The organism is Paenibacillus marchantiae, from assembly GCF_028771845.1.
GTDB classification, from domain to species: Bacteria; Bacillota; Bacilli; order Paenibacillales; family Paenibacillaceae; genus Paenibacillus; species Paenibacillus marchantiae.
The window spans coordinates 2,347,562-2,371,097 of the sequence record NZ_CP118270.1 but is presented as its reverse complement, the minus strand read 5'-3'; the positions used below and the strand labels follow the sequence as shown (position 1 = coordinate 2,371,097).

The 23,536-nt window shown below is 49.3% G+C and carries 20 protein-coding genes; 8 read left to right on the top strand and 12 right to left on the bottom strand.

Annotated elements, in window-relative coordinates:
* Positions 1-214: 214 nt before the first annotated feature.
* Both PTQ21_RS10715 and PTQ21_RS10710 read left to right on the top strand, forming a co-directional pair.
* Positions 215-2,215, top strand: a complete 2,001-nt coding sequence (locus tag PTQ21_RS10715; RefSeq protein ID WP_274569821.1) for a S9 family peptidase — start codon at positions 215-217, stop codon at positions 2,213-2,215.
* A 360-nt stretch (positions 2,216-2,575) separates the two neighbouring features.
* Entirely contained in the window at positions 2,576-3,772 is a 1,197-nt protein-coding gene (locus tag PTQ21_RS10710) for a MalY/PatB family protein (protein ID WP_274569820.1), read from the top strand.
* A 235-nt stretch (positions 3,773-4,007) separates the two neighbouring features.
* Here PTQ21_RS10710 and PTQ21_RS10705 read toward each other — a convergent pair whose 3' ends face one another.
* From PTQ21_RS10705 to PTQ21_RS10660, 10 genes are all read right to left on the bottom strand, one after another.
* Positions 4,008-4,610 carry an ABC transporter ATP-binding protein gene (locus PTQ21_RS10705; protein WP_274569818.1) on the bottom strand — a complete coding sequence of 201 codons (603 nt, stop codon included), beginning with the start codon at positions 4,608-4,610 and terminating at the stop codon, positions 4,008-4,010.
* A complete protein-coding gene (locus PTQ21_RS10700) occupies positions 4,600-5,556 on the bottom strand; it encodes an oligopeptide/dipeptide ABC transporter ATP-binding protein (RefSeq protein ID WP_274569817.1) in 957 nt (318 codons plus the stop codon). Before PTQ21_RS10700 ends, PTQ21_RS10705 begins: the two co-directional genes overlap by 11 nt.
* 2 nt (positions 5,557-5,558) lie before the next feature.
* Positions 5,559-6,542 carry an ABC transporter permease gene (locus tag PTQ21_RS10695; RefSeq protein WP_274569816.1) on the bottom strand — a complete coding sequence of 328 codons (984 nt, stop codon included), beginning with the start codon at positions 6,540-6,542 and terminating at the stop codon, positions 5,559-5,561.
* Complete coding sequence (locus PTQ21_RS10690; RefSeq protein ID WP_274569814.1) at positions 6,539-7,534, bottom strand: ABC transporter permease; 996 nt, start codon at positions 7,532-7,534, stop codon at positions 6,539-6,541. Before PTQ21_RS10690 ends, PTQ21_RS10695 begins: the two co-directional genes overlap by 4 nt.
* A 41-nt stretch (positions 7,535-7,575) precedes the next feature.
* Positions 7,576-9,219 carry an ABC transporter substrate-binding protein gene (locus PTQ21_RS10685; protein WP_274569813.1) on the bottom strand — a complete coding sequence of 548 codons (1,644 nt, stop codon included), beginning with the start codon at positions 9,217-9,219 and terminating at the stop codon, positions 7,576-7,578.
* Positions 9,220-9,529: 310 nt separating this feature from the next.
* Entirely contained in the window at positions 9,530-10,042 is a 513-nt protein-coding gene (gene nikR / locus PTQ21_RS10680; RefSeq protein WP_274569812.1) for a nickel-responsive transcriptional regulator NikR, read from the bottom strand.
* A gap of 108 nt (positions 10,043-10,150) precedes the next feature.
* The gene (locus tag PTQ21_RS10675; RefSeq protein WP_274569811.1) at positions 10,151-11,044 is read right to left on the bottom strand and encodes a hypothetical protein; all 894 of its coding nucleotides are present in this window, start codon (positions 11,042-11,044) and stop codon (positions 10,151-10,153) included.
* A 445-nt stretch (positions 11,045-11,489) separates the two neighbouring features.
* A complete protein-coding gene (locus tag PTQ21_RS10670) occupies positions 11,490-13,517 on the bottom strand; it encodes a hypothetical protein (protein ID WP_274569809.1) in 2,028 nt (675 codons plus the stop codon).
* Positions 13,492-14,394, bottom strand: a complete 903-nt coding sequence (locus PTQ21_RS10665) for an ABC transporter ATP-binding protein (RefSeq protein WP_072735169.1) — start codon at positions 14,392-14,394, stop codon at positions 13,492-13,494. Before PTQ21_RS10665 ends, PTQ21_RS10670 begins: the two co-directional genes overlap by 26 nt.
* Complete coding sequence (locus PTQ21_RS10660; RefSeq protein WP_053783970.1) at positions 14,387-14,776, bottom strand: GntR family transcriptional regulator; 390 nt, start codon at positions 14,774-14,776, stop codon at positions 14,387-14,389. The genes PTQ21_RS10665 and PTQ21_RS10660 overlap by 8 nt, the downstream gene beginning before the upstream one ends.
* Before the next feature lie 487 nt (positions 14,777-15,263).
* Between PTQ21_RS10660 and PTQ21_RS10655 the strand changes: the two genes are divergently transcribed.
* Positions 15,264-16,136 carry a futalosine hydrolase gene (locus PTQ21_RS10655; protein WP_269053533.1) on the top strand — a complete coding sequence of 291 codons (873 nt, stop codon included), beginning with the start codon at positions 15,264-15,266 and terminating at the stop codon, positions 16,134-16,136.
* Complete coding sequence (locus PTQ21_RS10650) at positions 16,133-16,975, top strand: 1,4-dihydroxy-6-naphtoate synthase (protein ID WP_063568235.1); 843 nt, start codon at positions 16,133-16,135, stop codon at positions 16,973-16,975. The genes PTQ21_RS10655 and PTQ21_RS10650 overlap by 4 nt, the downstream gene beginning before the upstream one ends.
* Before the next feature lie 263 nt (positions 16,976-17,238).
* Here PTQ21_RS10650 and PTQ21_RS10645 read toward each other — a convergent pair whose 3' ends face one another.
* Entirely contained in the window at positions 17,239-17,859 is a 621-nt protein-coding gene (locus PTQ21_RS10645; protein ID WP_072735167.1) for a pyroglutamyl-peptidase I, read from the bottom strand.
* Positions 17,860-17,880: 21 nt separating this feature from the next.
* Complete coding sequence (locus PTQ21_RS10640) at positions 17,881-18,882, bottom strand: Gfo/Idh/MocA family protein (protein ID WP_063568237.1); 1,002 nt, start codon at positions 18,880-18,882, stop codon at positions 17,881-17,883.
* A gap of 228 nt (positions 18,883-19,110) precedes the next feature.
* Here PTQ21_RS10640 and PTQ21_RS10635 point away from each other — a divergent pair, with 228 nt between their 5' ends.
* From PTQ21_RS10635 to PTQ21_RS10620, 4 genes are all read left to right on the top strand, one after another.
* Positions 19,111-19,851, top strand: coding sequence for an ABC transporter ATP-binding protein (locus PTQ21_RS10635; RefSeq protein WP_269053532.1), 741 nt, complete (start codon positions 19,111-19,113; stop codon positions 19,849-19,851).
* Between the two features lie 9 nt (positions 19,852-19,860).
* Entirely contained in the window at positions 19,861-20,610 is a 750-nt protein-coding gene (locus PTQ21_RS10630) for an ABC transporter permease (RefSeq protein WP_064640349.1), read from the top strand.
* Between the two features lie 33 nt (positions 20,611-20,643).
* Positions 20,644-22,362 carry an AraC family transcriptional regulator gene (locus tag PTQ21_RS10625; RefSeq protein ID WP_072735165.1) on the top strand — a complete coding sequence of 573 codons (1,719 nt, stop codon included), beginning with the start codon at positions 20,644-20,646 and terminating at the stop codon, positions 22,360-22,362.
* Positions 22,363-22,564: 202 nt separating this feature from the next.
* A complete protein-coding gene (locus PTQ21_RS10620; protein ID WP_274570477.1) occupies positions 22,565-23,536 on the top strand; it encodes a FecCD family ABC transporter permease in 972 nt (323 codons plus the stop codon).

Here is a 23,536-nt window from a genome sequence, read left to right as displayed (position 1 = left end):
AAACATCATTTTCAGACAGCTTTTCGTCCATTTCATGACTATTCAACATTAGGATTCGTCATGCTTCCAATAATTCCTTTCGGGCACAGGCGATATTGTTAAGAAATAGGAGTACGTTCGTTCAGAATCGTGTTGTCCTGCCTCATGCTTTCCGTTAATATAAATGGAAAGGTTAGGAAATTAAAACAATTTAATCGTGGTGGGAGGACAAACAATGAATAGTCTGCGCGGCATAACATCGGAAGATCTTTTTCAGATTACATGGGTTAATGATCCAACTCCGTCTCCTCAGGGCGGACAACTGGTATATGTAAGTCGGAAAACAAACGAAGCACGAGACGGTTATTCTTCTCACCTGAGACTCCTTAACCTGGAGAACCAGAAGGACAGAGCTTTCACATCCGGAGATAAGGATCACGCTCCTGCTTGGTCGCCGGATGGTTCACAGCTTGCTTTTTTACGAGAACATGAAGGCAAAACACAAGTGTGGCTGATCGCCTCAGATGGTGGAGAAGCACAGCAAGTCAGCCATTTAAAGCATGGCGTTAGCTCCCTGCTCTGGTCACCGGATGGGCTCACTTTGCTTGTTAAATCATCTGTGGACATGAGTGAAAAAGACGAAGATGAAACGGAAGACATAAATAAAAAACTGCTGCAAGAACTTGTCGTGGATCGAATTCGAATGAAATCTGACAGCGGTGGATTGTGGAACGGTCGACGAACCCATCTCTTCCGTGTTCCAACTGAAGGCGGAGAAGCGATCCCTGTAACTACAGGCCATTATGACGTCGGGGACTATGTGTGGTCGCCGGATGGGGAGTCCATTGCCTGGATCGCTCAGTTTCCGGAAGAAGGCGAGCAGCATAACGATTACACCCTGACAAACCATGTGTATCGTGCCAAGGCTGACGGATCTGACGTGCAGCAGTTGACTCCGGAAGGATACTCTTTCGGCCGGCTGACGTACGCACCTGATGGACAATCCCTTGCACTGCTTGCCAGCGACCGTTCCTATGGAAATGCTACGTTGGTCAAGCTCTATACCCTTCCGATCTCAGGCGGCCAACCCGTATGTCTGAGCAAGGATTGGGATGTACAGATCAATCATAGCCTCGTTGGTGATATGCGCTCACACTTAACTAATACGGGCCCGGTATTCAGTCGTGATGGTTCATCCATTCTCTGTCTTGTTACTATTGAAGGTAGCGTCCGGATTGCCCGATTCGCACGAGATGGCAGCCATGCCGAATACATCTTGCCGGACGAGAAAGAGTTCTATCAATTTGCTGAGCTCGAAAATGGACAGATTGTGGCAGGCGTAGCAGACGTACTTCATCCTGGTGATCTCTTTCTGTATACCCAACCTGATGAAGTTGGGGCCGAGCCTATACAATTGACCCATAGCAATCCTCAACTGGATGAAGAAATCCAACTTAGCACACCGGAGACCTTCTGGTTCGATTCCTCTGATGGCCTGCGACTGCAAGGCTGGATGCTGAAACCGGCTGGTATGGTGGAAGGGGTCAAAGTCCCAACCATCCTTGAGATTCATGGCGGTCCACATATGATGTATGGCTTTACATTTATGCATGAGTTCCAGATCCTCGCAGCACAGGGGTATGCTGTTGTATATATCAATCCAAGAGGTGGGCTCGGATACGGGCAGCAATTCGTGAATGCCTGCCGGGGTGACTATGGCGGCGGGGATTATCGTGATCTGATGGAAGCCATGGATTATGCGTTGTCCCGATATTCGTTTATCGACGAGTCCCGTCTGGGCGTCACTGGCGGCAGCTATGGTGGCTTCATGACTAACTGGATTGTTGGACATACTGACCGTTTCAAGGCAGCCGTCACTCAGCGTTCCATCTCTAACTGGCTCTCGTTCTACGGAGTCAGTGATATTGGATTCTTTTTCACGGAAGACCAGATTGGCGGTAATGCATGGGATGACACCGAGAAGTTATGGAAACACTCCCCGCTTGCATATGTGGGTAATGTCAGCACGCCGCTGCTGATTTTGCATGGTGAGCAGGATCTGCGTTGTCCGATTGAACAAGCTGAACAACTATATGTTGCCTTGAAGCGACGCAAACAGACCACTCGGTTCGTTCGTTTCCCGGGAGCCAATCACGAGCTGTCCCGTGGAGGTCACCCGCACTTAAGGGTACGTCGTCTGGAGCATATTGCCGGATGGTTTAACAAGCACTTGTAACGCCATAATAAGATCATATTTATGAAATAAAAGATAAATATTCTTCCTCTTGCTACCTATGTCTGCCTGAGCGGGAAGAATTCAGGATTAGCAAAAAACCACCAGTAGAAGCGGTCATATCATGACCTTCTCTGGTGGTTTTTTGCTGTTTGGACGTTTGGATATGGGACAGTTACTGCGTTCTGCGTTACTATCCATGCACAACCTCGAATCATTGTTATTACATGAATATATTCCTTGATGCAGCTCTATATAAAATTGAATCCATCTGGCGGTTACAAGTTGCGAAATCACCAAATTTATTAGATAATAATCTGTCGATTGTAGTCGAAGGAACGGATTTCAAGGGGGATTTAAGCAATGAGCAAGAACAATAATCATACATTTGACGAGCCGATTAATCGGCTCTCCACGGGATCAGAGAAATGGGATGCGCTTGAGGAGATCTTTGGTGTTGCAGATGCACTCCCCATGTGGGTTGCTGATATGGATTTCGCCGCTCCACCATCGGTCATTCAGGCGTTGAAGACTCGAATGGAACATGGGATTTTTGGCTATACGGTGCGAACAGATGCGTATCACGCAGCGCTATCGGGATGGATGGAGCGACGTCACAACTGGAGCATTAACGATGAATGGGTTGTATTCACCCCAGGTATTGTGCCTGCACTCAGTATTGCTGTACAACGGTTCACCGAACCGGGAGATGCAGTAGTAATTCAGACTCCGGTATATGCACCCTTCTATGATGTGGTACGTGGTCAAGACAGAGAACTGATGACTAATCCGTTGGTGGAGAACGATGGACATTACTCCATGGATTTGGAACATCTGGAATCCTGCCTGAAGACGGGTCGGGTCAAAATGTTAATTCTGTGCAGTCCTCACAACCCGGTCGGACGGGTATGGACTCGTGAAGAACTTCAAAGCCTTGCTGCACTCTGCGTGCAATATAATGTACTCATCGTTTCAGATGAGATTCATGCCGATCTGGTCCACCAACGCGGTGCGCATACAACAATGGCCCTTATTTCTGATGCTGTCGCTGATCTCAGCATCATCTGTACAGCACCAAGCAAAACGTTCAACATTCCAGGTCTCTGCACCTCCAATATCATCATTCCAAACGCCCAGCTGCGGGAATCATTCATGCAGGGCGTGAAAACGATGGGACTTGCCAACATCAGCACGTTGGGAGCAGTTGCATCCGAAGCGGCCTACAACGGTGCTGAAGAATGGCTGGATGACTGTCTTGCCTATATCCGCGGAAATATGGATTACGTGCAGGAGTATGTCGCAGAGCATATGCCTCAAATCGGAATCCGACTTCCAGAAGCGACTTACCTGCTGTGGATGGATTTCCGAAAGTTGAATATCCCACATGCGCAGCTGTGTACGATGCTGCTCAAGGAAGCGGGACTCGCCTTCAATGATGGAAGTATCTTCGGAGCAGAAGGCACAGGATTCATGCGCATAAATTTGGCCTGCCCACGTTCAACAGTGGAAGAAGCCATGCGCAGATTGTCTGTGCTAATGGGCAGGCTGTCGACCAAGTAAGTTGAAATACGTTAAAGTAAATTAAAGACGCTAACGAATCGGGCATAAGGAGTCTACGATTCGTTCCAACAACGAAACTAGAATTTCGTCTAATAACTCGCGCTCGTTTCATTAAAGCGCTGAGTTCGGTAAAATTGCAAAAGGGGCTGTCCCTGTAGTCAAATCCATGATTCATGTTCATGATGGACTACTCGGACACCCCTTTTATATTGGAAAACGGTTTATACCCCGTAAGTTATGAAGTTGGCATCTGCACAATCCGATCACATAACCTGTCCAGCAACTCCCAATCATGGCTGATGATCAACAGTCCCAGGTTACGCTGACGCGCGATATTCATCACGGTATGCCAGATCTGTGCCTGTGTGATCGCATCCAGCATGGTGGTCATCTCATCAGCGATCACGTAACGAGTTGCTGTGCCGAGTGCACGTGCAACGCAGAATCGTTGCAATTCTCCGCCTGACAACTCACCGGGCCTTCGATCCAGCCAATTCATCTGGATACCCAAGTCATCGAGCAGCTCCTGATCCTCGATCATGGCTTCCTTCAAGACACGGCGCATGCGCCAGCGTGGATTCACCGCTTTCTCCGGATGCTGGAATACAAGTTGGACCGGACAGGCTCCGGTTTTGGGAAGCGGCTTCCCATCCAGCAACACTTGACCTGCCAACGGTTCCACATACCCTGCAAGGATACGCCCAAGACTTGTTTTTCCACAGCCACTGGGCCCCCACAAGCCAACGACCTCCCCCTGCGGTACTTTCATACTTATATCCTGAAATACCCAAGCATCTTTACCATAACGATACCCTGTCTTTCTAGCTTCAAGTGGCATGAACGCACCTCACTTCCCCACCACGAACTTTGCGCAGCTCAGGACGTTCGTTCGTGCAAGCCATGGTCGCTCCAATGCAGCGTGGTGCAAATGAGCATCCTTCTACCTGCTGCCGACCTGCTGCAGGCTGGGTACCAGACAGATGTTGAAAATCATTTTGCGGCAATGCATTCCAGAGCGCCTTCGTGTATGGATGTCTTAATCTTTCGCCCTTTCCCGTAAAATCACAAACCTGCGCCGTCTCCACATTGGAGCCTGCGTAAAATACGGATATGCGGTCTGCTGCCGTCAAAGCAGTCGTAATATCATGGGTAATCCAAAGGATGCCGACGCCTTCATTGGCCAGTTGACGAAAATGCTTCATCGTTTCAGCCAGCACTTCGGGATGGATGCCAGGTGTTGGCTCATCTGCAATAATGAGTTTTGGAGCACCGGAGGTGGCCGTTGCCATCAACACCCGCCGAGCCATACCACCTGACAGCTCAAACGGATATTTGCCCGACGTGCCCTGTGGCAATCCATAACGTCCCGTCAGTTCCTGCTCTGCCTTTTGCATCGTGGATCGGAGCGTCGATCGGTGCTTACGCCCTGTCTTTTGGCTTACAGGTTGAACCTGCCTGCCCACCTTCAACAACGGATCCAAATAACTGACCGATTGGGGAATGTACACCATTTTATCTCCACGCAGATGAAGCTGCCGATCCATGGTCAGGGGTTCGCCTGCATAGCTAATCCGACCTTCTATCGTCGCATTGGCAGGAAGAATGCCCATGATCGCCTGCGCCAGCACACTTTTGCCAGATCCACTTGCCCCTACAACGGCGACAATCTCCCCTTCATTGACAGACAGATTCAGATCCTGAATAACATGGTTCTCCTCGTGCCCAAACCATCCCCGAGCACGCCGGAACGAAACCGACACTCCCTCTACTTCAAGAAGAGGCATGTTTACACCACCTCCCTTGAACTGCCGGTTCCCGTTAATGTCTTCAGACTACCGCCCAACACATCAAACGCACGAACAACCAACAACAATGCGAGACCTGGGAAAAAGGCCAACCACCACATCCCTGCGGATAAATATCTCATCGACTCTGATAAAATAATACCGATCGCTGGCTGCTGCGGCGACAGCCCCAGCCCCAGAAACGTAATCGCTGCCTCATGCAGAATGGCATGAGGGAAGATCAGCAGCACTCCCACGAATAGCTGCGGGATCAGATGAGGCAGCATGTGCTGCACCGCAATACGAATTCGCGAATGACCCAATCTGCGTGAGATGTGAATATACTCTGCTGATCTCAACTGAATCATCTCTGCCCGTACAATCCGGGCCAGATTCGGCCAATGGGTCAGGGCAATGGCTAACGCCACCCCAGGCAAACCTCCACCGAACACAAAAGCTAGCATCACCAGCGATACCAGGTGAGGAACACTCAGGAAGAGGTCAATGATCCATGAAATGACCCGGTCCGCAGCTTTCCCTGAAGCAGCAGCAAGACCCAGCAATAGCGCGATAAGTCCGCCGCCACAAGCCGCGAGTAACCCCACCTGAATGCTCGTTGCCAATCCTTTCAATGTGCGCATGAACATATCTCGTCCCAGCCAATCCGTACCGAAAGGATGCGCCCAAGCCGGAGCCAGATTCCGATCCATCAAGGAGGTCAGCGTCGATTCAGCGGGCAGCAGTCTGCCTGTCAGCCACACGGTTGCAATCCATGTCACACCCAGGCCACCCCAGATTATCGCCCATTTGCGCGGATTACGGAAACGAGAATTACTGCCACCTGAATAACCTTTCCCACCATGAGTACGTGGATGTACTGACCTCCAATTTCTCTTGTTCCCCGCCTCACTTTCGGGAGAGTTAACTTTCGGATGCTGTGCAGTCTGAGCCGCAGGCCGGGAGGGACGTTCCAATGTCTGTTTCATCCTATAGCCTCCTCCTTCATGCGCGGATCAATAATACGGTATAGAATGTCGGCAATCATATTGCCTGTAAACACAAAGATCGCACTGCACAACACAAGTCCAAGCAGCAGCGGCACATCACCGCGCAATCCCGCCTGGACCGTTGCTTGACCCAATCCGGGATAGGAAAATACTTGCTCTGCGAGCACAGCCCCACCGAACAATTCACTAAAAGATGCAAATTGCAGCGTCAAAGCTGGCAGTACCACATGCCTGAACCCATGACGACGAAACAGTTGAATACCTCGCTCACCTCGTGCCCTCGCAAAAAGAATATAATCCGAGTCCAGCACATCCACGAGCTTCTGCCGGGTGTGTAAGGCAATAGCAGCTACGCCCGTCAGACTCAACGTCAGCGCAGGCAGAATCATGTGCATGGCCCGATCTCCCCATGTCACTTGATCTGCTGCCATGCCCGCAGGTACACCAAGTCCGATTGGCAGCCAGCCAAGCCATACACCGAATACCATGAGTAATAACAGCGCGATCCAGAATACCGGCGTGGAAGCCAGTGTGTAACAGTACCAACAGATCAGATGATCCAGCCGTGAATCCCTTTTCATGGCAGCAGCGACGCCCAGACCGAATCCAATCAGACCGGATAACACCCATGCCACCGCCATAAGAGCAACAGAATTCATGAATCGTTCCTGGATGATGTCCGCAACCGGCTGTCTATAGATCATCGATGTTCCCAGATCTCCCTGAACTAGTGCCTGCCCCCAAGTAAACAGCCGTTCTACGGGTGAATCATTGAGTCCCCAACGTTCTTCAATAAGACTGCGTTGTTCTGCGCTCACCCTGATCATATCTCCACCAATATAAGCCTCCACCGGGTCCACTGGAGAGAACTGCATTAATATAAACGACACCACGCTGACTCCTGCCAGCAAAGATAACAGCCGTAACATTTTAAATCCGACGAATCTGGCCCATCCCATCCTGTCCTCCATCCAATCTCTCCCCAATTCAGGCTAAAGCTACTGCAGCGTTTCTATTTCAATTCTTCCTCCCAGGACCATTCTTCCAGGTTGGATGTCACCGGCCACCCATGACCATGTGGATGGATCTGCTGTTCACCGATATTCAAACCATTCTTCACCAGATACAGATGATCAATGTTCACCAGCCATGCCCATGGCGCATCGCCTTGGTAACTAAATCCTGTCGATCCATCCCACTCCGCCTTCTGCCAGAAGGGCAGTGCTTCTTCTTCCGTTGTCGCTTGGAGAGCTTGTTGCATCCAGTTGTCCACAGTTGGGTTACTGTACAATCCAGTGTTGTAGTAACCTTCGCCTTTATGGGTACTACTGTAGAGGTTGTATGTCTCAAGCGGATCATGACTTCCCCACCCAAATAATACGGCATTAGTATAAGCCAGCTTTTTGGTCTCTTCCCTGCTCTTTCCCTCTACATTGACCTTGATCCCTGCCTGGGCCACCATATCCGCAGCAGCCAGCGCTAAAGATTGTCTCGTTAGATCCCCTGCAAAATAAATCAGATTGAACTCGGCCTTTGTGCCGTTTTTTTCTACAATTCCATCACCATCTGTATCCACCCAGCCGCCATCAGCCAGAATCTGCTTCGCTTCATCGGGATTCGCATCTGCAAATACAGAATCCGGATTGCTCCACGGCAGGTCGTCGCTAACCGAGTAGGCTGGACGACCTTGCCCCTCCAGTACACCCTCCACCAATGCAGTGCGATCAATTGCGACATTTACCGCTTTACGAATGGAGATGTCGGATGTAACATCATTGCCTGCGGGCAGGCCGTCACCAGACTTCGCGCCTGCGGGTTGCATCGGGAACATGATGCCTCGGTTATCGACTGTTTTCACTGATTCCAGCTTCATGCCGCTCACCTGCTGCTTGCTGAATGCCGCCGGGATAGCCGCAATATCGACTGTTCCGGCTTGCGCCGCTGCAAAGGCTGCATCCTCATCCAGATAGAGGAACGTCAGTTTATGGAATGTGGACTTTTTCCCGTAATATTGTTCGTTAGCCTCGACGATCGCCTGCTGACCCTTATCCCACTGCACCAGCTTGTATGGACCAGAACCAACCGGATGCTCGGCATAATCAGGACCATAGGCGTGCTCAGGTACAATACCGAGTGTAGTCAGAAGACTGATAAACGTGGACTGCGGCGACTTCAATGTAAAGACGACAGTTGTTGTATCCGGTGCTTCCACATCAGCCATATTGGTAAGATCAATGACCGAACCGCTCTTGGCAGCCGTTTCAAACGTAAATCTGACATCTTCGGCCGTCAGTGACTCACCATCGGAGAACTTTACATCATCCCGGAGTGTGACGGTCCAAGTCAGCCCATCTTCACTGACGAAATGCTCTGTCGCCAGATCATTGACCAGTTGGAGTTTGGCATCCCTTTTCAGCAAAGTGCTCTGAAAGAGCGGCGAACCGTACTGTCCCCAACCCGTAGTGGGATCAAATCCACCTTCCGGTTCCGTGCCAACGGCCAGCACCAATTCTTCTTTGGGAAGAGAAGTCGCCGCCTGATGGACGCTCTCTGTTGAGGATGTCCCCTGTGTACATCCCGACAGCCCAACTGTGCATATCAGTAAAATGCCTACTCCCGCTCTAACTGATCGTTTCCCCCATGAAAATCCACGCATTTACGTTGTTCCCCCCTCTAATTTTTACGATTCAATCCAATTCCGTGTTACTTTTTTTGAAAATTGTAGCACAAAATAGATTTATTGTGTCAACAAACTTAACTTCAAAATCCATTTATTTTCATTTACAGGGAATTTAAACGAGATTAATAGAGCTGTAAATAGATGATCCACTACTTGAAGTTAGGTATTATAACAAAACAAAAAGAACAACAGATTATCGGTATTGGACCAATAATCTGCTGTTCTAAATACGTGCTATGGACAAAGTCGGCTAAAGCCAATGAATCGGTTATTGAAATTTTGAAAGTTAATTCGTTGAGGAATCAGGATGATGGTGATGACTTTGTTGATTTTGGCTGTGATCATGATTGTGAGGACTGTGGTGGCTTGCCATTTTGTTGAGTTCATCCACATACGTTACGGACAGCTCTGCATACAGTACTCCTTTTTGAACCTGGATCTGCTGATGCAGATGACGCAATCGTCCTAGGTTGCCCCGTACCGCAATGACCTCCAGACACTGATTATGGTTCAGGTGCACATGCATATTGGAGATGATGTCATGGTGTGCCTCGTGCTGCAGCTCCATTAACCGAATAGGAAGATCACTGATATGGTGGTCATACACCATCACAATAGTTCCAGCTACATCCTGCTCGGAATGCAATGCAGAGGGCTCCAGCAATGTTTTACGGACCAAATCACGAAAAGCTTCCGAACGGTTCTTGTATCCCTGCTCTTCAATATAGCTGTCAAACTGTTCGATCAGAGGCGTGGGAAATGCCACACCGAACCGGGTCAAATCTTCTTTGTCTGCCATTCATATCCTCCTGCCGCCTCGTTTGCTTCGAGTGTACCACAGTCCTGTCTTCTCATCGACTATACTGTTGTTACTCGGTAGTCGCAAAAAGGATAATGTAGCTCGCTTTTATTTAGGACTCTTGGTCAGTTCCTGTCTGACTTTGGCATAGGTAGCACTTACCTTCTGTTCCAGTGTATAGATATGTTGTTTGGCGCCTGCCCATTTCTCTGTCGCTGCAGCCAATGAGTTCAACGAACTTAACACACGTGATGACTGGCCTTGCTTCGTACTCTGCTTGAACTGCTGTAACGCGTTTGAATATCGCTCTTTCGATAGGCTCGCCTGTTTTTTGCCCGTTTGAATCTGCTTCTTCACGGGATCAGCTCCAGCCAGTAAAGTACGCAACCGTTTCACTTCTGTGCTCTTTCGTTTGCGGGCTTCGGCAAGCTCCTTTTTCTTGAAACGAATGTCTTGTCGAGCAAGCTGAACAACTGGTTTCAACGTATCCGCTTGGGTGCGAATAGCCGCACTCCATTCCTTGTTTTTGATCGCTTTGGCGGCGTCGAGCTGCCTATTCACTGAACTGTACAAGGCAAACAAAGACTCATACCGTGCCTCGGTTTGTTTTACCTTTTCGATTAAACCAGCGATCTTTGCATCATCGATTTGCCTTATACTCACACGTAATTGTTCCAGCTCCTTGGTATTGGCGGCATGAATGGTTTTTGTCTTTTGTTCCCAAGCTTGTTCCTGCGTCGTCCAGTTGCCAACGTTCTCGTACGCTCGTTGCAGGGACAACTTGGTCTGCGAATCGGCCTTGCTCAGCACGGTCTCCCACGCCTTCTGGGCTGTTACGCCAAGCTCAGGACCCGCCGCTTCAGCAGCGGAGGAATAGTAAATCACACTGATACTGAAGATGATGATGAGTCCCAGACTCATACGCGTCCATACGTTAGCACAAAGGTTAGGGTGTGCCCCGTATCGGTTGCTAAGGTTGCTCATGAAACTACGATCTCTCATGCTCCTCATATGGGATTGATTCATAGTCTTTTGCCTGTCATCATTTCCCTCAATTATGCGGCTTTGCCTGGCTTGCACTGAACATGAACAATGACCCACCTGATGATTTCCCTTGTCCTCCAAAACTTCAATTTGCATTCTCTTCTGCTCCCTTCAAATTGAATTGATAGTTAGAACCTGCTGGAGTATCTGTGCGGTGACTCGATTACGATCCCTGATATACAAACTGGCAAAAAAACAAAAAAAGCACCCGCAAGTCAGGCGTATTGCCTGCTCTTACGGGTGCTTCCCTCATAAGCCGTTCCATTTGGGATTCGCCGAAATGGTCATCATCTCGAATCGAATCATTACCTTTTTCTAATATATTCCATACTTGTATTCTGGTCAAGTCAGATCGAGAAATCAGCATATTTACCGGGAGAACCCTTCCCGCTTGCAGATTAACTTACTGTCCGGCCAGGATGGCTTTCATTTCTTCTGTCAGGTCTTCTTCCTTCAGGATCATGTAAATATTCTCCCCTTGGGTAACATTCAATTTGATCTGATAGATGGTATCTCTCTCTGTTTGATAACCGGACCGTTGACGCTTGAGCAGTTGGCTGATAATTTTTTTATTTTTGGTTGCGACCTGTTTATTGCCAGTAGCATTCCCGTCCACATACTCTGACTGAGGATAGAGCATCTGAGGATTCCCAGGACTGTTAACCTCTTGCTTCACAAACTGCGCGGAAGCCACCTCATCTACTGAAAATTCCAGTTGTTCGTATAATTTGTTTTCTTTCAGCCAACCCAATACCCGATCATAGCTTGGTTTGATCTCAAAATTCCACATCTCCTTAGGCTGAAAAGGATCATTCGATGAAGAATCCTGATTCATTTCCGCAATTGCAAAAGACTGCCACGGGGAACGTTGTTCCTCGTATGTCTGGTCCATGATATCCTGCTTCAGCAGTTCCTTGAACTCACGAACTTGCTGCGGATTACTGATGTACACTTTCAGATAAGGACTAATCGTTGAGCGAATGCCAATACTTAGCGCGTCCTCATCCAGCTTATACGTATCAAATGCAAATTTTTTGTAAGCCTGAGATTGCTTCAGCGCCATCAATTCCTGACGAAATTCAGGTTCGGGAATGTAATATTTGCGTTTCATCACCTTGCCGTTATCCAGCTTGTAATTAATAAATACATACTCGTCATTACGCATACCTGGATTGATGGGATCATCCAGCAAAGACAGATCAGAATCCACGATCTTCTGATGAAGAGCAATAACGGCTTTCATATATTCAGAATCACTTGAATAGAAAGGGCCATCATCCAACTTCGATGAAACACCGTTAGTATAAGTGTATCTCTCTCCACCAAGCTTGATATTGTTGACCTTGTTCAACTCAGGCACTCGTGCAGCATATCCATTCCAACTGGCAACAGGCACGTACAGAATCAATCCGGCAACAATACCATATAAAACCATCTTGGGCAGCAGCTTGCTGCTCCAGATCAACCACGTCTTGCGAATAATCATCTCGGCAACAATATAACCGACAACTCCACCGAGGATATATCCGAAGATTCCCCACCCCGATGATCCTCTTGGAGCAATAATGGTGAAGTAGGCTCCACTAATTAAAACCAGCGTAAACATTAAACCAAATCGGAATATGGGTTTAACAAGCGTAAACGTCACCGCTTGGGTAGCAGATTCCACCTGTCTCTTCGCATAGAATACGTAAGACAACGGGATGAATAACAGTGTCAATGTCGAATAAATAATGAGTTCCCAACCGATCACAGGAGTTCCACTAATCGAAGCCATGCGAAGAACTAAAGATATTTTTTCTGCATTTCGCCCAACCTCATCGTACGGATATCCAAGCAGGTAATGCTGGAGATGCAAGGAAAAAATGAACCATACAACAACAGGCAACAATAGAAGCGCATACACGGTGAGTCCCTGCAACACGGACTGTCCAATGCACATACCAACCACCACGGTCAGCATGAACATAAACAACGAGTAGATGCTCATACTGAGGCCCCACATCCAGATTGAACTACCTTCGAATATAAATGCGGGCTGATCCAGTGCTGCCCATACCCAGCCTGTAATGGCAGTCGTTATCCAGACCGGAAGCAGGATCATTATAAATCCTGTCAACAAATTAACGGTTAACAGATGCTTTCGGCGCAGCGGCAAACTGTGGAACAGATCTGAAGGTGCACCTGATTGCACATACCGGAACAGAAAAATGCCCGCAGCTACCGGGAACGTGATGGCAAACAGAATTTGCACTTCTCCATTCGCCTGAAACAAACTCGTAATCTTCTGTGGTAAATCCCGATACTCTGTACCGATATGGAGCGGTAGCGAAAACAACAAAGTGATCAGGTACAAGATGCCGATCCATCCATGCTGCCTGAAATTTTGGAACAGGATGCCCCGGTTACAGAACAATCGGTTGAATATCATATCCTGCATCCTCCATTTCATAGATAAATATTTCTTCCAGCGTCAGCGGCAGCACATCCAGCAGATAGGGATCAAATGCACGGAACCGTTCCGTCACAGCCTCGCGATTGCCTTTCACAATAAACAGGGATACACTTCCACGCTGCTCTTCATGCAAAATATTCACCTGTTCGTCCATAGCCTTGGCATGATCAGGATGGCGGAAAGCGACCTGAATTTTATGTGTATCAGCCTTCAGATCATCCAGATCTTTCTCTACGATAATCCGCCCTTTGTGCATGATGGCAACATGATCGCATAGGTCTTCAATCTCGCGCAAATTGTGAGACGAGATCAGAATCGTCACCTGACGCTCCGCTGCTTCCTGGAACAGCAGGTTCTTGATCTGCTGCCGCATGACCGGATCAAGCCCATCAATTGGCTCATCCATGAGCAGCACTTCAGGCATGCAGCTAAGTCCAAGCCATACGGCTGCCTGACGGCGCATGCCTTTGGACATGCGATGCAGTTTACGTTTCACATCCAGTTTAAATACACTGCCGAGCTGTACAAAACGCTCCTCATTCCAGCGCGGATATACCGAACGGTAGAAGGCAGCCATCTGATGGATGGACGATTGCGGGAAAAAGTATGGCGCATCCGCCATAAAAATGGTGCGTCCCTTGAGGTCCATATTTTCATATACTTCTTGTCCCTCAATGCGAACCGTTCCGCTATCCTGACGATAGATGCCTGCCAGTATTTTGAGCAGCGACGTTTTGCCTGCCCCGTTGGAACCGAGTAAACCGTAGATCGATCCCTTATGTACTTGCATCGTGACGCCATCAACGGCTTTTTCCTGTTCAAATGCCTTAATGACCTGATTCAGCTCAATCATGAGGCTCCCCCTTCTCTATACGGGCCATCGCTTCCTCAAATAAAAGCGTCATATCGGCTTTGCTCAAACCGGAATATGAAGCTTCCGCAATCAGCTTCACCAGAGCGGCTCTGATTTCATCTCTCATGGCTGCATTCGGATGTTCCACGGACGATGATACGAAGCTCCCTTTTCCCTGCAATGAGTAGATATAACCTTCACGTTCAAGTTCCCGGTAAGCTTTCTGAATCGTATTCGGATTAACCGTGAGCTGCCCGGACAGTGTGCGAACGGAAGGCAGTTGCTCATCGGGTTGGAGAACACCGTACACGATCATTTCTTTGATTTTGTCCACTAGTTGCTCATAGATCGCCTTACGGCTGCGTACATCCAATTCGAACATCCCGCACCTCCTCTCTATAAAAGTTGTAATACCCTATTGATGAACGATGACTGTATATTGAAGTGTATATATTCAATCCTAAGGTGTATTAACTGTATTACTATTATTAATACAGTTAATACAGATTGTCAACCATTTACTTTGACTTCTTATATGATTCGCGTTAGGTTTATATATATGATTAAAGTGACATATATACAGATAGAAATAGATTATTCTGTTATATAAAACGCGTAATTTCGGGGTTCAGTCTGGTTCAGTCTGGTTCTGACGGGTTGCTACTGTTCGTTAAATCGCTTATCTCGCTAAATACGTTCAAAGCTTGTTCTGATCTTTCCCCTTCCGTTATGATGGAGAAGAACGTTGTGCTCGTTCACTGGTTCACGTGCTCGCTTCGCTCATTGTCAGTAAAGTTGTCACTCCGTCTGGCCTATGCGTACATATTTTATAGATGGCTTTATAAAAACCTCATGAGGGAGAATTCGGGATGAATGAACAGAAAAAGAATGATTCTATAGAACGTAATCGCCCAGAAACTGCAAGCTTGTCAAGTAGCTTTGAAACAAACGCGACATCCACAGCTTCGACACAGCGTGTATTAATCGTAACCGCCGTTGATGCGGAAAAAGAGGCTGTACTACGCGGCCTGGGTGACCAAGCTGCGTACTTTGATGTGATTGCTGCTGGTGTTGGCCCTGCCTCGGCCGCAGCAGGAACTGCTGCCACGCTGGCCTTTGCCTCTGCAGCGGCTGGCGCAAATGCGCTGGCGCAAGGCTCCGCCGCGCCAAGCGAACCCGATGCGGCACAAGCATCTGCCGCATCCTCAAGGCCGGGGCCCCTTGCCGGGACCGGACTGACCCCAGCGTACACGCTGGTGGTCAGTGCCGGCATCGGCGGCGGGTTCCCCGGCCGAGCGGACGTCGGCTCCCTCGTGGTAGCCGACGCCATGGTTGCCGCCGATCTGGGCTCGCAGACGCCAGACGGCTTCCTCAGCGTGGACGAGCTCGGTTTCGGCTCGTCCCGTGTGGCGGCGGACGCGGTGCTTGCCGCGCGCCTGCGCCATGAGCTGCAGCGGGCAGGGCTCGCAGTCAGCGGAGGCACGGCGGTCACCGTATCCACGGCGACCGGAACTGCCGAGACGGCCGCGGAGCTATTGCGCCGCGTGCCGGATGCCGCCGCCGAAGGCATGGAAGGCTTCGGCGTAGTAACTGCAGCCCAGCAGTTCGGCATACCAGCACTCGAACTACGGGCTATATCCAACGCGGTCGGTCCACGCGACCGCGACGCCTGGCGCATCAAGGACGCTCTGGATGCGCTCCAGGCTGCAAGTTCCATTTTACGGGAGGTACTTACATCATGAAAATTGCATTTTCCCCTTGTCCTAACGATACATTTATCTTTCACGCCTGGGTGCATGGACTGATTCCTGGTGCACCTGAGCTTGATGTGCGTTATGCGGACATCGATATTACCAACGGCCTTGCGGCAAATCCGGATGGACCAGATACACCTGAAGTTATGAAAATATCCTATGCAGCACTGCCTTATGTGCTGAATGATTATGCGCTCTTGCCTGCGGGCGGCGCACTTGGCAGAGGATGTGGTCCGCTGGTTCTGACCGCTAACGGTACAACCGATCCAGCCTATCTCTCAGGACGCCGAGTTGCCGTGCCGAGCGAACGTTCAACAGCCTACCTGTTATTCCGTCTCTGGGCAGCACAAAATGTTCCCGGCGGTGTAGGCGAGATTGTCGTTATGCCATTCGACCAGATTATGCCTGCTGTACGGGACGGCAAGATCGATGCAGGTTTGGTTATCCATGAAGCACGTTTCACGTACCAGAATTATGATCTCAAACTTATGACAGATCTCGGTAACTGGTGGGAAAGCGACACTGGCCTGCCAATCCCGCTGGGTGCAATCATCGCCCGTCGTAACCTGGATGCTCATGCTCTTGCAGGTTGGGCACGTGCCTCGGTGGAATACGCTTGGGCGCATCCGGATGAGTCCAAAGCATACGTTATGGAACATGCACAAGAGATGGACCCTGATGTAACTGCGCAGCATATCGGCTTGTACGTTAATGAGTTCAGCGCCAACCTGGGCGATGACGGTTACGGTGCAATTACAGCATTGCTTGGACGAGCGATGAAAGAAGGACTTGTTCCCGAGTTCGATCTAGATTTGTTGCGGATCTAATTCGCACGGTATCAATACAAAATATAGGAGGCTGTGCCCAATTTCGTTTTCCTATTTTCTGTTGGGCACGATCTCAGTGCTATGCTATTGACCTGCGTGTCCAAGGCGCTAACGAATCGTTAACATTTTATTAAAAGTGACTCTAGTTCGTTAGATAATACAAAGGGCTGTCCTATAAAGTCATATTCATGACAATAGGACAGCCCTTATTAATTTATTCCAACAACAAACCGAACCTATACAAAATGTTGATCCAAACTCAATTACTCCGCCACTACCGTGCGAATCATAACCCGCAGAGCATCCAGCATCATGGGAATGGGTAGTGATGGCACCGAAGGCTGAAGCACAGCCATCTCTGTTGAAGCTGGAAAATGTACAAATCCGGCACGAATCGGAAGTTGTCTCAATCGGATATGATCCAGCACCCGGTACATCGTATTGTTGCAAATATACGTACCTGCCGTATTGGACACCGCAGCCGGGATGCCTGCTGCCCCCATGTTATTCACCATTGCACGAATCGGCAATGTGGAGAACAGGCCATCCGGGCTGCCTTCCACTATGAGCTCGTCCACGGGATTCTGCCCTTGGTTGTCCGCATAGGAGCCAGGAGGAATATCTTTGACATTAACAGCAATCCGTTCAGGTGTAATAGCTGTCCTGCCTTTGGCCAAACCACAGGCGATGACGACATCCGGTTGATAGGATTCCATCTCTGCGATTAGCAGATCCGCACATTCATCGAAGTGCACAGGCAGCAGCACTGTTTTCAGCTCCGCTCCCTCTATCACTTCATGCGCAAGTGCCTCCATCAGTTCTCCCGTCGGATTCACCGCATCCCCGCCAAAAGGTTCAAATCCGGAGATCAGAATTTTCACCATCGCTTTTCCACTCCTGTCTATTTACTCGGATTTGTACCGCAGGCCCCACTGCCCACGAATCGTGTCCATCAACTTCATGATTTCCAGGGATTCGTCCAGTTGGATCGTTCTGCTCTCCGTACGTCCTTCCAGGATGCAGCGACCTGCTTCCTCCGCTTCAAACGCATATCCAATACACGTCCGGTCATCGATAAATGTCTCCGGTTCGTCCTGACCGTTCACATGTAGATAAGCTTCTTTGCCTGCCAGGAAAAGTGGTAAACGAATGTACCCTTCTGTGCCATATATGACAGCCTCGTTGCTCAAGTTAAGACGAATGGCTCCATTCAGCGATGCAGAACGACCTTCGGAATAAGACAACAGTACGGAGAACTGTTCATCCACACCCGTCTGTCCAATGTTCGCCGTACTCCACACATGCTGAGGCTGCTCGCCAAAAATCATGGACGCGAAGGAGATCGGATATACGCCTGCATCAAGCAAAGCACCTCCACCCAGATCCGGGTTAAGCAACCTGCCTTCCGGCTCCCAGCCTACGCGGAAACCAAAGTCTGCTTTGACCAAACGTACCTCGCCGATTCTGCCTTCCGCAATCCAGGCTCTGGCTTGGGTAATCGGTGGCAGAAAGCGTGTCCACATGCCTTCCATGAGGAAAAGATTGCGCTCACGCGCCTTATCCACCAATTGCTCCAGCTGACGGGCATTCATCGTAAACGGTTTCTCACAGAGTACTGCTTTACCCGCTTCCAGACAAGCAAGCACATTTTCCTTATGTAACGGATGCGGTGTTGCCACATAAATAATGTCCACTTCAGGGTCCTGCAGCATCTCATCATATGAACCGTAAGCGCGTGCAAAACCATATTCAGCTGCAAACTTCTCTGCGCTTTCAGATGTTCGTGAACCCACCGCAGCTTTTACGGCGTTTCCGGCATGCTCCAGATCTCGTGCGAACTGGGATGCAATCCATCCTGTACCCATAATGCCCCAATTCACCTTGTCCCGTCCAACAACTTTCGTCATCGTAAAGCCTCCCCTGATATCAACATATTTTAAAAAGATCACGATCTCGATTAGGCCAACACGGAGTCTTCTTTATTTTACCAAAAAGAACCGCTTGCGTCAGACCCGTTTCATCTTTCACATTCCATGTTGTCATTTTAATGATCTAATTGAGATTCACTCTCATTTCAATTTTTTCGTATTTTTGCTAAGATGATTGCAGATCACGGATGAAAGGACGACCCGACTTTGTCCACACTTTTAACCATTGATAAACTAGTAAAACGTATCGGTTTAACCGAGCAGCGTATTTTATTTGAACATGTGAACGCAGAAGTGGATCAGGGAGAACGTATTGCCATACTCGGTGCATCCGGCCAAGGGAAGAGCACATTGCTCCGCATTCTCGCCCTGCTGGATATTCCTGATGAAGGAGACCTGATCTGGAAAGGAATTTCTTATCGGGATTCGGACCCTCGTATCTGGCGCACACGAATGACTTATGTCGCACAGCAAGCTGTCATGCTGGCAGGCAGTGTGGAAGATAACCTGAAAACAGTGCATCTGCTTCACAGGCAGCCATACGATCAGGATCTCGCCCGCCGCCTGCTTGCAGGTATGGGACTGGAGAATCTTGATATTCATAAGCGGGCCATTGACCTCTCCGGTGGGGAGAAACAGCGCATAGCTCTTATTCGTTCCATGATGCTGCGTCCTGAGGTCCTGCTTCTGGATGAAGTGACTGCTTCCCTGGATCGGACCAACGCACGCCTGGTGGAAGAACAATTGACCCGCTGGAGCCAGCAGGAAGGTACTTCGCTCGTCTGGGTTACCCATGATCAGGAACAGGCACAATCATTCAGTACAACCACCTGGTTTTTGGGCAATCAGACACTGCTAGAGCGCCAGCCGACAGCTCATTTTTTTGACAATCCGGCCACGGACCTGGCTAGACAATTCATTATGAACCCTGCCCCTGCGGCAGAATAAGGAGAAATCATGTCACTCATCGCTCTGAGTTTTACCATTATATTTGTGATGGTCACCATGCTCATCTCTGTCTGGCAGAAGCTTGATCTGGAAAAGGATATTGCTATAGGCACTGTTCGTTCCGCTGTACAGCTGTTGCTTGTCGGATATGTACTTCAATTTATTTTTAACTCGGATCACCCCGTTCTTATCATTGCCATTGTCGGATTCATGATTATCGTAGCCTCCATTAATGCTGGCAAACGTGGCAAAGGACTTCGCTGGATTTCCTTATATATTGCGGCTGCAATTACGGTCACGGAGCTGCTCATGATGGGACTGTTGTTAGGACTGGGAATTGTAGAACCTACTCCCCAATACATAATTCCATTGAGCGGGATGACCATCGGTAATGCCATGGTGGTGTCCGGGCTGTTCCTGAATCAGATGAAACGCGAGGTCGAATCCTCCAAAGGAGAGATTGAGTCCCTGCTTGCACTTGGCGCAACGCCAAGACGTGCTTTTCAGGACGTATTGAAACGTTCTGTAAAATCCAGCATGATCCCCACGATCGATGGCATGAAAACGGTAGGACTCGTACAGCTTCCTGGCATGATGACAGGCATGATTATTGCGGGTGCTGATCCGGTTGAGGCCGTGCGTTACCAGATTCTGATCGTGTTTGCTTTTACCAGCTCAGCCGCCATTACCAGCATTCTGCTCAGCATGATGACGTACCGACAGTGGTTCACATCGGATATGCGGCTGCGCTCGCTATGATATATCAACCTCGCGAGGAAAGGAGGTCACACCATGTTAACCCATCCAAGCACCAATAATAACGGCAATACCTCCAACACGTTGACCCAACCGGATCACCCGAAACGCACTGATGAATCCATGACACGAACGGAAATGGATGCTTTTCTTAACGATGCGCTGCTCGAATTGCGTCTGGCAGAGCTGGTTACCGTGAATACGCATTGGCAATGGAGTCAGACTGAGCTCCCTCACCATACCTTTGTCTACATGCATAAATTCACGGGCAAGCTGGTAGCGAACGGTATCGAATCCCTTGTCACACGTAAGTCCGCCTTCTTGTCTACACCGGGAACTTCTCTGGAGCTTTTCTCTGATGCGGACCATGAGATTGAATTGTATATCATTCATTTCGATCTGTTTCGGGTTGCTGAGAAAACGAAAGAACGGCGAATATATGAGCGAGAGCTTGGTTCACCTGTAACTGGGTGGATTCAGGGCCCTTACTATGGGATACAGCGAATTGCCGCACAATTAACAACAGAAGCTTCACAGACCAGCTTGAAAGTGCAGCTGCTTTTGACCGATCTGTTTCATACGCTCTGGCCGCAGGAAGGTCAGGAGCATGCGGAAGCACAGGACGAGCCAGAACAGTGGCTCAGATCCACCTTGCAGTATATGCGGGAAAACTATATGAACGAAATCAAGCTGGAAAAGCTGGCCGAACTGGCAGGTATGCATCCGTCGTATTATTCACAGCTGTTTAAGAGTCGGATGCAGAAAAATCCTATCGAATATATCACTCATTTACGAATGAATCGGGCCAAGGAATTGCTCATGACTTCAGATCTGCGTATTCGTGATGTAGCCCGCCAGGTAGGCTATCGGGACGAATTCTATTTCAGCCGCCGCTTCAGGAACCATGCCGGTTATGCGCCAACTTCCTATGCCAAGCAGGTACATCGAAATATCGTCTCACTCTCCTATCCATACACCGATCACCTGATGACTCTTGGCATCACACCATGCGCAGCGCAGATCCAGGGCCATCTGCCCCATGTTCCCAAATCGTTGACGCTGCCGTTCCATGCCTATGAACCGTGGGAACAGGGACGACAGGCATTCCTTGATGTGAATCCCGACTTAATTCTGACCAAGGACAACGCAGCCGCTAAAGCGATGGAACATATCGGAGATGTCGCTCCCATCATCACCATCCCTTGGAATCAGACAGACATGTTTGGTCATTTGCAGAAAATTGCCTCTATCGTGGATCGTACTCAAGCGGCAAAGGAGTGGCTGGATCGGCATGAGCGTAAGGCGGAGCGGGCACGCAAAAAGATCAGAGATACAGCAGGTCAGGTCACCGTCGCGATCTGTACCTTAACTGCAAAAGGACCGCGCATGTACAGTAATCGCAACTTCGGTCATGTATTTTACCGAAGCCTGCAACTGTCCGCTCCTGATCGAATTCAGAAAGAACTAACAGGCAAACCTGCCGGTGTGGGATTCAACTGGATGTCTTTCACGCCTGGAGAATGGGATGGATTGGAAGCGGATGTGCTGCTGATTGCGGTTACGTCCATGCACGAACGTACTACTCTGTTACAGCAGATTACGGCTGATCCGTTGTGGGAAAACTATCCTGCGGTAAAAGCTGGGCGTGTGCATGTCATAGACTGGAATTCATGGGTGGTATACGCTCCTTATTCCATCAACATCCAGCTCGATGAAGCGCTCTCTATGTTGACGAACAAACCAGCATTTCTGTAATCTAAAAAATGTCCATCTCTATAATCTTAATTTATGCCATGTACGGGCCTGAATTAAGATTTTATAATGTTCACTAATTGATAATGATAATCAATAACAACAGCAATGCGTTGTTGGTAACAAAGGAGTGACCCGCATTCAACATCCGGGACTGTCACAACGTCCGTCCAAATCGAGAAAATCCGCAGTGACGGTTGGCCTGATGTTTTTGGCGGCCATTGCCGCACTGCTGCTTAGTATGTTTATCGCCATTTCTCTTGGTGCCAAGGGGCTGACACTGGAGACCGTGTGGACTGCCATATTTCAGTACAATCCGGCTTTGACGCCGCATCAGATTATTCACGAGCTAAGGCTGCCACGTGTCATTGCTGCTGCTGTGATTGGCGCAGCCTTTGCTGTAGCTGGAGCGCTCATGCAGGGAATCACACGTAATCCGCTGGCAGATACCGGCATTCTGGGGATCAATGCAGGCGCTACCTTTGTCGTGGCGCTCAGCTTCGCCTTCTGGCCAGGATTGCCTTATGGCTGGATTATGTTCCTGTCATTTGTAGGGGCTGTGCTTGGCACGCTGCTCATTTTCCTGCTGGGCATGGCGGCACCCGGAGGACTGACGTCCATCAGGCTTACCGTTGCGGGTGCCGTTATTGCAGCCATGCTGAGTTCGCTTAGCACCGGTGTCGCCATATATTTTGACTTGAGCCAGGATTTAGCCTTCTGGTATGCGGGTGGTTTCGGGGGAATTGAATGGCGGCATCTGAAGCTGATTCTGCCTGTTCTGCTGGTTACTCTCGTGCTCACTTTGCCTATGGCCCGTCGGATATCTCTCATGTCGCTAGGAGAAGAAGTTGCGATTAATCTCGGAATCAACCTCCGCTGGACCAGACTGTTTGCCTTGACGGCGGTTGTTGTGCTGGCTGGCGTATCCGTTTCTGCTGTAGGCTCGATCGGCTTTGTTGGACTGGTCATACCACATATTTCTCGCAAATTGGTTGGCGTGGATTATCGACTCATCATTCCGATGTCCTCCCTGCTCGGAGCCGTCTTGCTGGTGCTCGCCGATCTAGGATCACGCATTGTGAACCCGCCTCAAGAACTGGCTGTAGGCATTATGGTTGCCTTTGTCGGTGTACCTTTCTTCCTCTATCTGGCCCGTAAAGAAAGGAGGGCCCTATAG

Excerpts from the sequence above, each read along its gene's own strand:
- PTQ21_RS10715 (WP_274569821.1), top strand. The coding sequence starts at position 215 with ATGAATAGTCTGCGCGGCATAACATCGGAAGATCTTTTTCAGATTACA.
- PTQ21_RS10710 (WP_274569820.1), top strand. The coding sequence starts at position 2,576 with ATGAGCAAGAACAATAATCATACATTTGACGAGCCGATTAATCGGCTC.
- PTQ21_RS10705 (WP_274569818.1), bottom strand. The coding sequence starts at position 4,610 with ATGCCACTTGAAGCTAGAAAGACAGGGTATCGTTATGGTAAAGATGCT.
- PTQ21_RS10700 (WP_274569817.1), bottom strand. The coding sequence starts at position 5,556 with ATGCCTCTTCTTGAAGTAGAGGGAGTGTCGGTTTCGTTCCGGCGTGCT.
- PTQ21_RS10695 (WP_274569816.1), bottom strand. The coding sequence starts at position 6,542 with ATGAAACAGACATTGGAACGTCCCTCCCGGCCTGCGGCTCAGACTGCA.
- PTQ21_RS10690 (WP_274569814.1), bottom strand. The coding sequence starts at position 7,534 with ATGGAGGACAGGATGGGATGGGCCAGATTCGTCGGATTTAAAATGTTA.
- PTQ21_RS10685 (WP_274569813.1), bottom strand. The coding sequence starts at position 9,219 with ATGCGTGGATTTTCATGGGGGAAACGATCAGTTAGAGCGGGAGTAGGC.
- nikR (WP_274569812.1), bottom strand. The coding sequence starts at position 10,042 with ATGGCAGACAAAGAAGATTTGACCCGGTTCGGTGTGGCATTTCCCACG.
- PTQ21_RS10675 (WP_274569811.1), bottom strand. The coding sequence starts at position 11,044 with ATGAGAGATCGTAGTTTCATGAGCAACCTTAGCAACCGATACGGGGCA.
- PTQ21_RS10670 (WP_274569809.1), bottom strand. The coding sequence starts at position 13,517 with ATGATATTCAACCGATTGTTCTGTAACCGGGGCATCCTGTTCCAAAAT.
- PTQ21_RS10665 (WP_072735169.1), bottom strand. The coding sequence starts at position 14,394 with ATGATTGAGCTGAATCAGGTCATTAAGGCATTTGAACAGGAAAAAGCC.
- PTQ21_RS10660 (WP_053783970.1), bottom strand. The coding sequence starts at position 14,776 with ATGTTCGAATTGGATGTACGCAGCCGTAAGGCGATCTATGAGCAACTA.
- PTQ21_RS10655 (WP_269053533.1), top strand. The coding sequence starts at position 15,264 with ATGAATGAACAGAAAAAGAATGATTCTATAGAACGTAATCGCCCAGAA.
- PTQ21_RS10650 (WP_063568235.1), top strand. The coding sequence starts at position 16,133 with ATGAAAATTGCATTTTCCCCTTGTCCTAACGATACATTTATCTTTCAC.
- PTQ21_RS10645 (WP_072735167.1), bottom strand. The coding sequence starts at position 17,859 with ATGGTGAAAATTCTGATCTCCGGATTTGAACCTTTTGGCGGGGATGCG.
- PTQ21_RS10640 (WP_063568237.1), bottom strand. The coding sequence starts at position 18,882 with ATGACGAAAGTTGTTGGACGGGACAAGGTGAATTGGGGCATTATGGGT.
- PTQ21_RS10630 (WP_064640349.1), top strand. The coding sequence starts at position 19,861 with ATGTCACTCATCGCTCTGAGTTTTACCATTATATTTGTGATGGTCACC.
- PTQ21_RS10625 (WP_072735165.1), top strand. The coding sequence starts at position 20,644 with ATGTTAACCCATCCAAGCACCAATAATAACGGCAATACCTCCAACACG.
- PTQ21_RS10620 (WP_274570477.1), top strand. The coding sequence starts at position 22,565 with ATGTTTTTGGCGGCCATTGCCGCACTGCTGCTTAGTATGTTTATCGCC.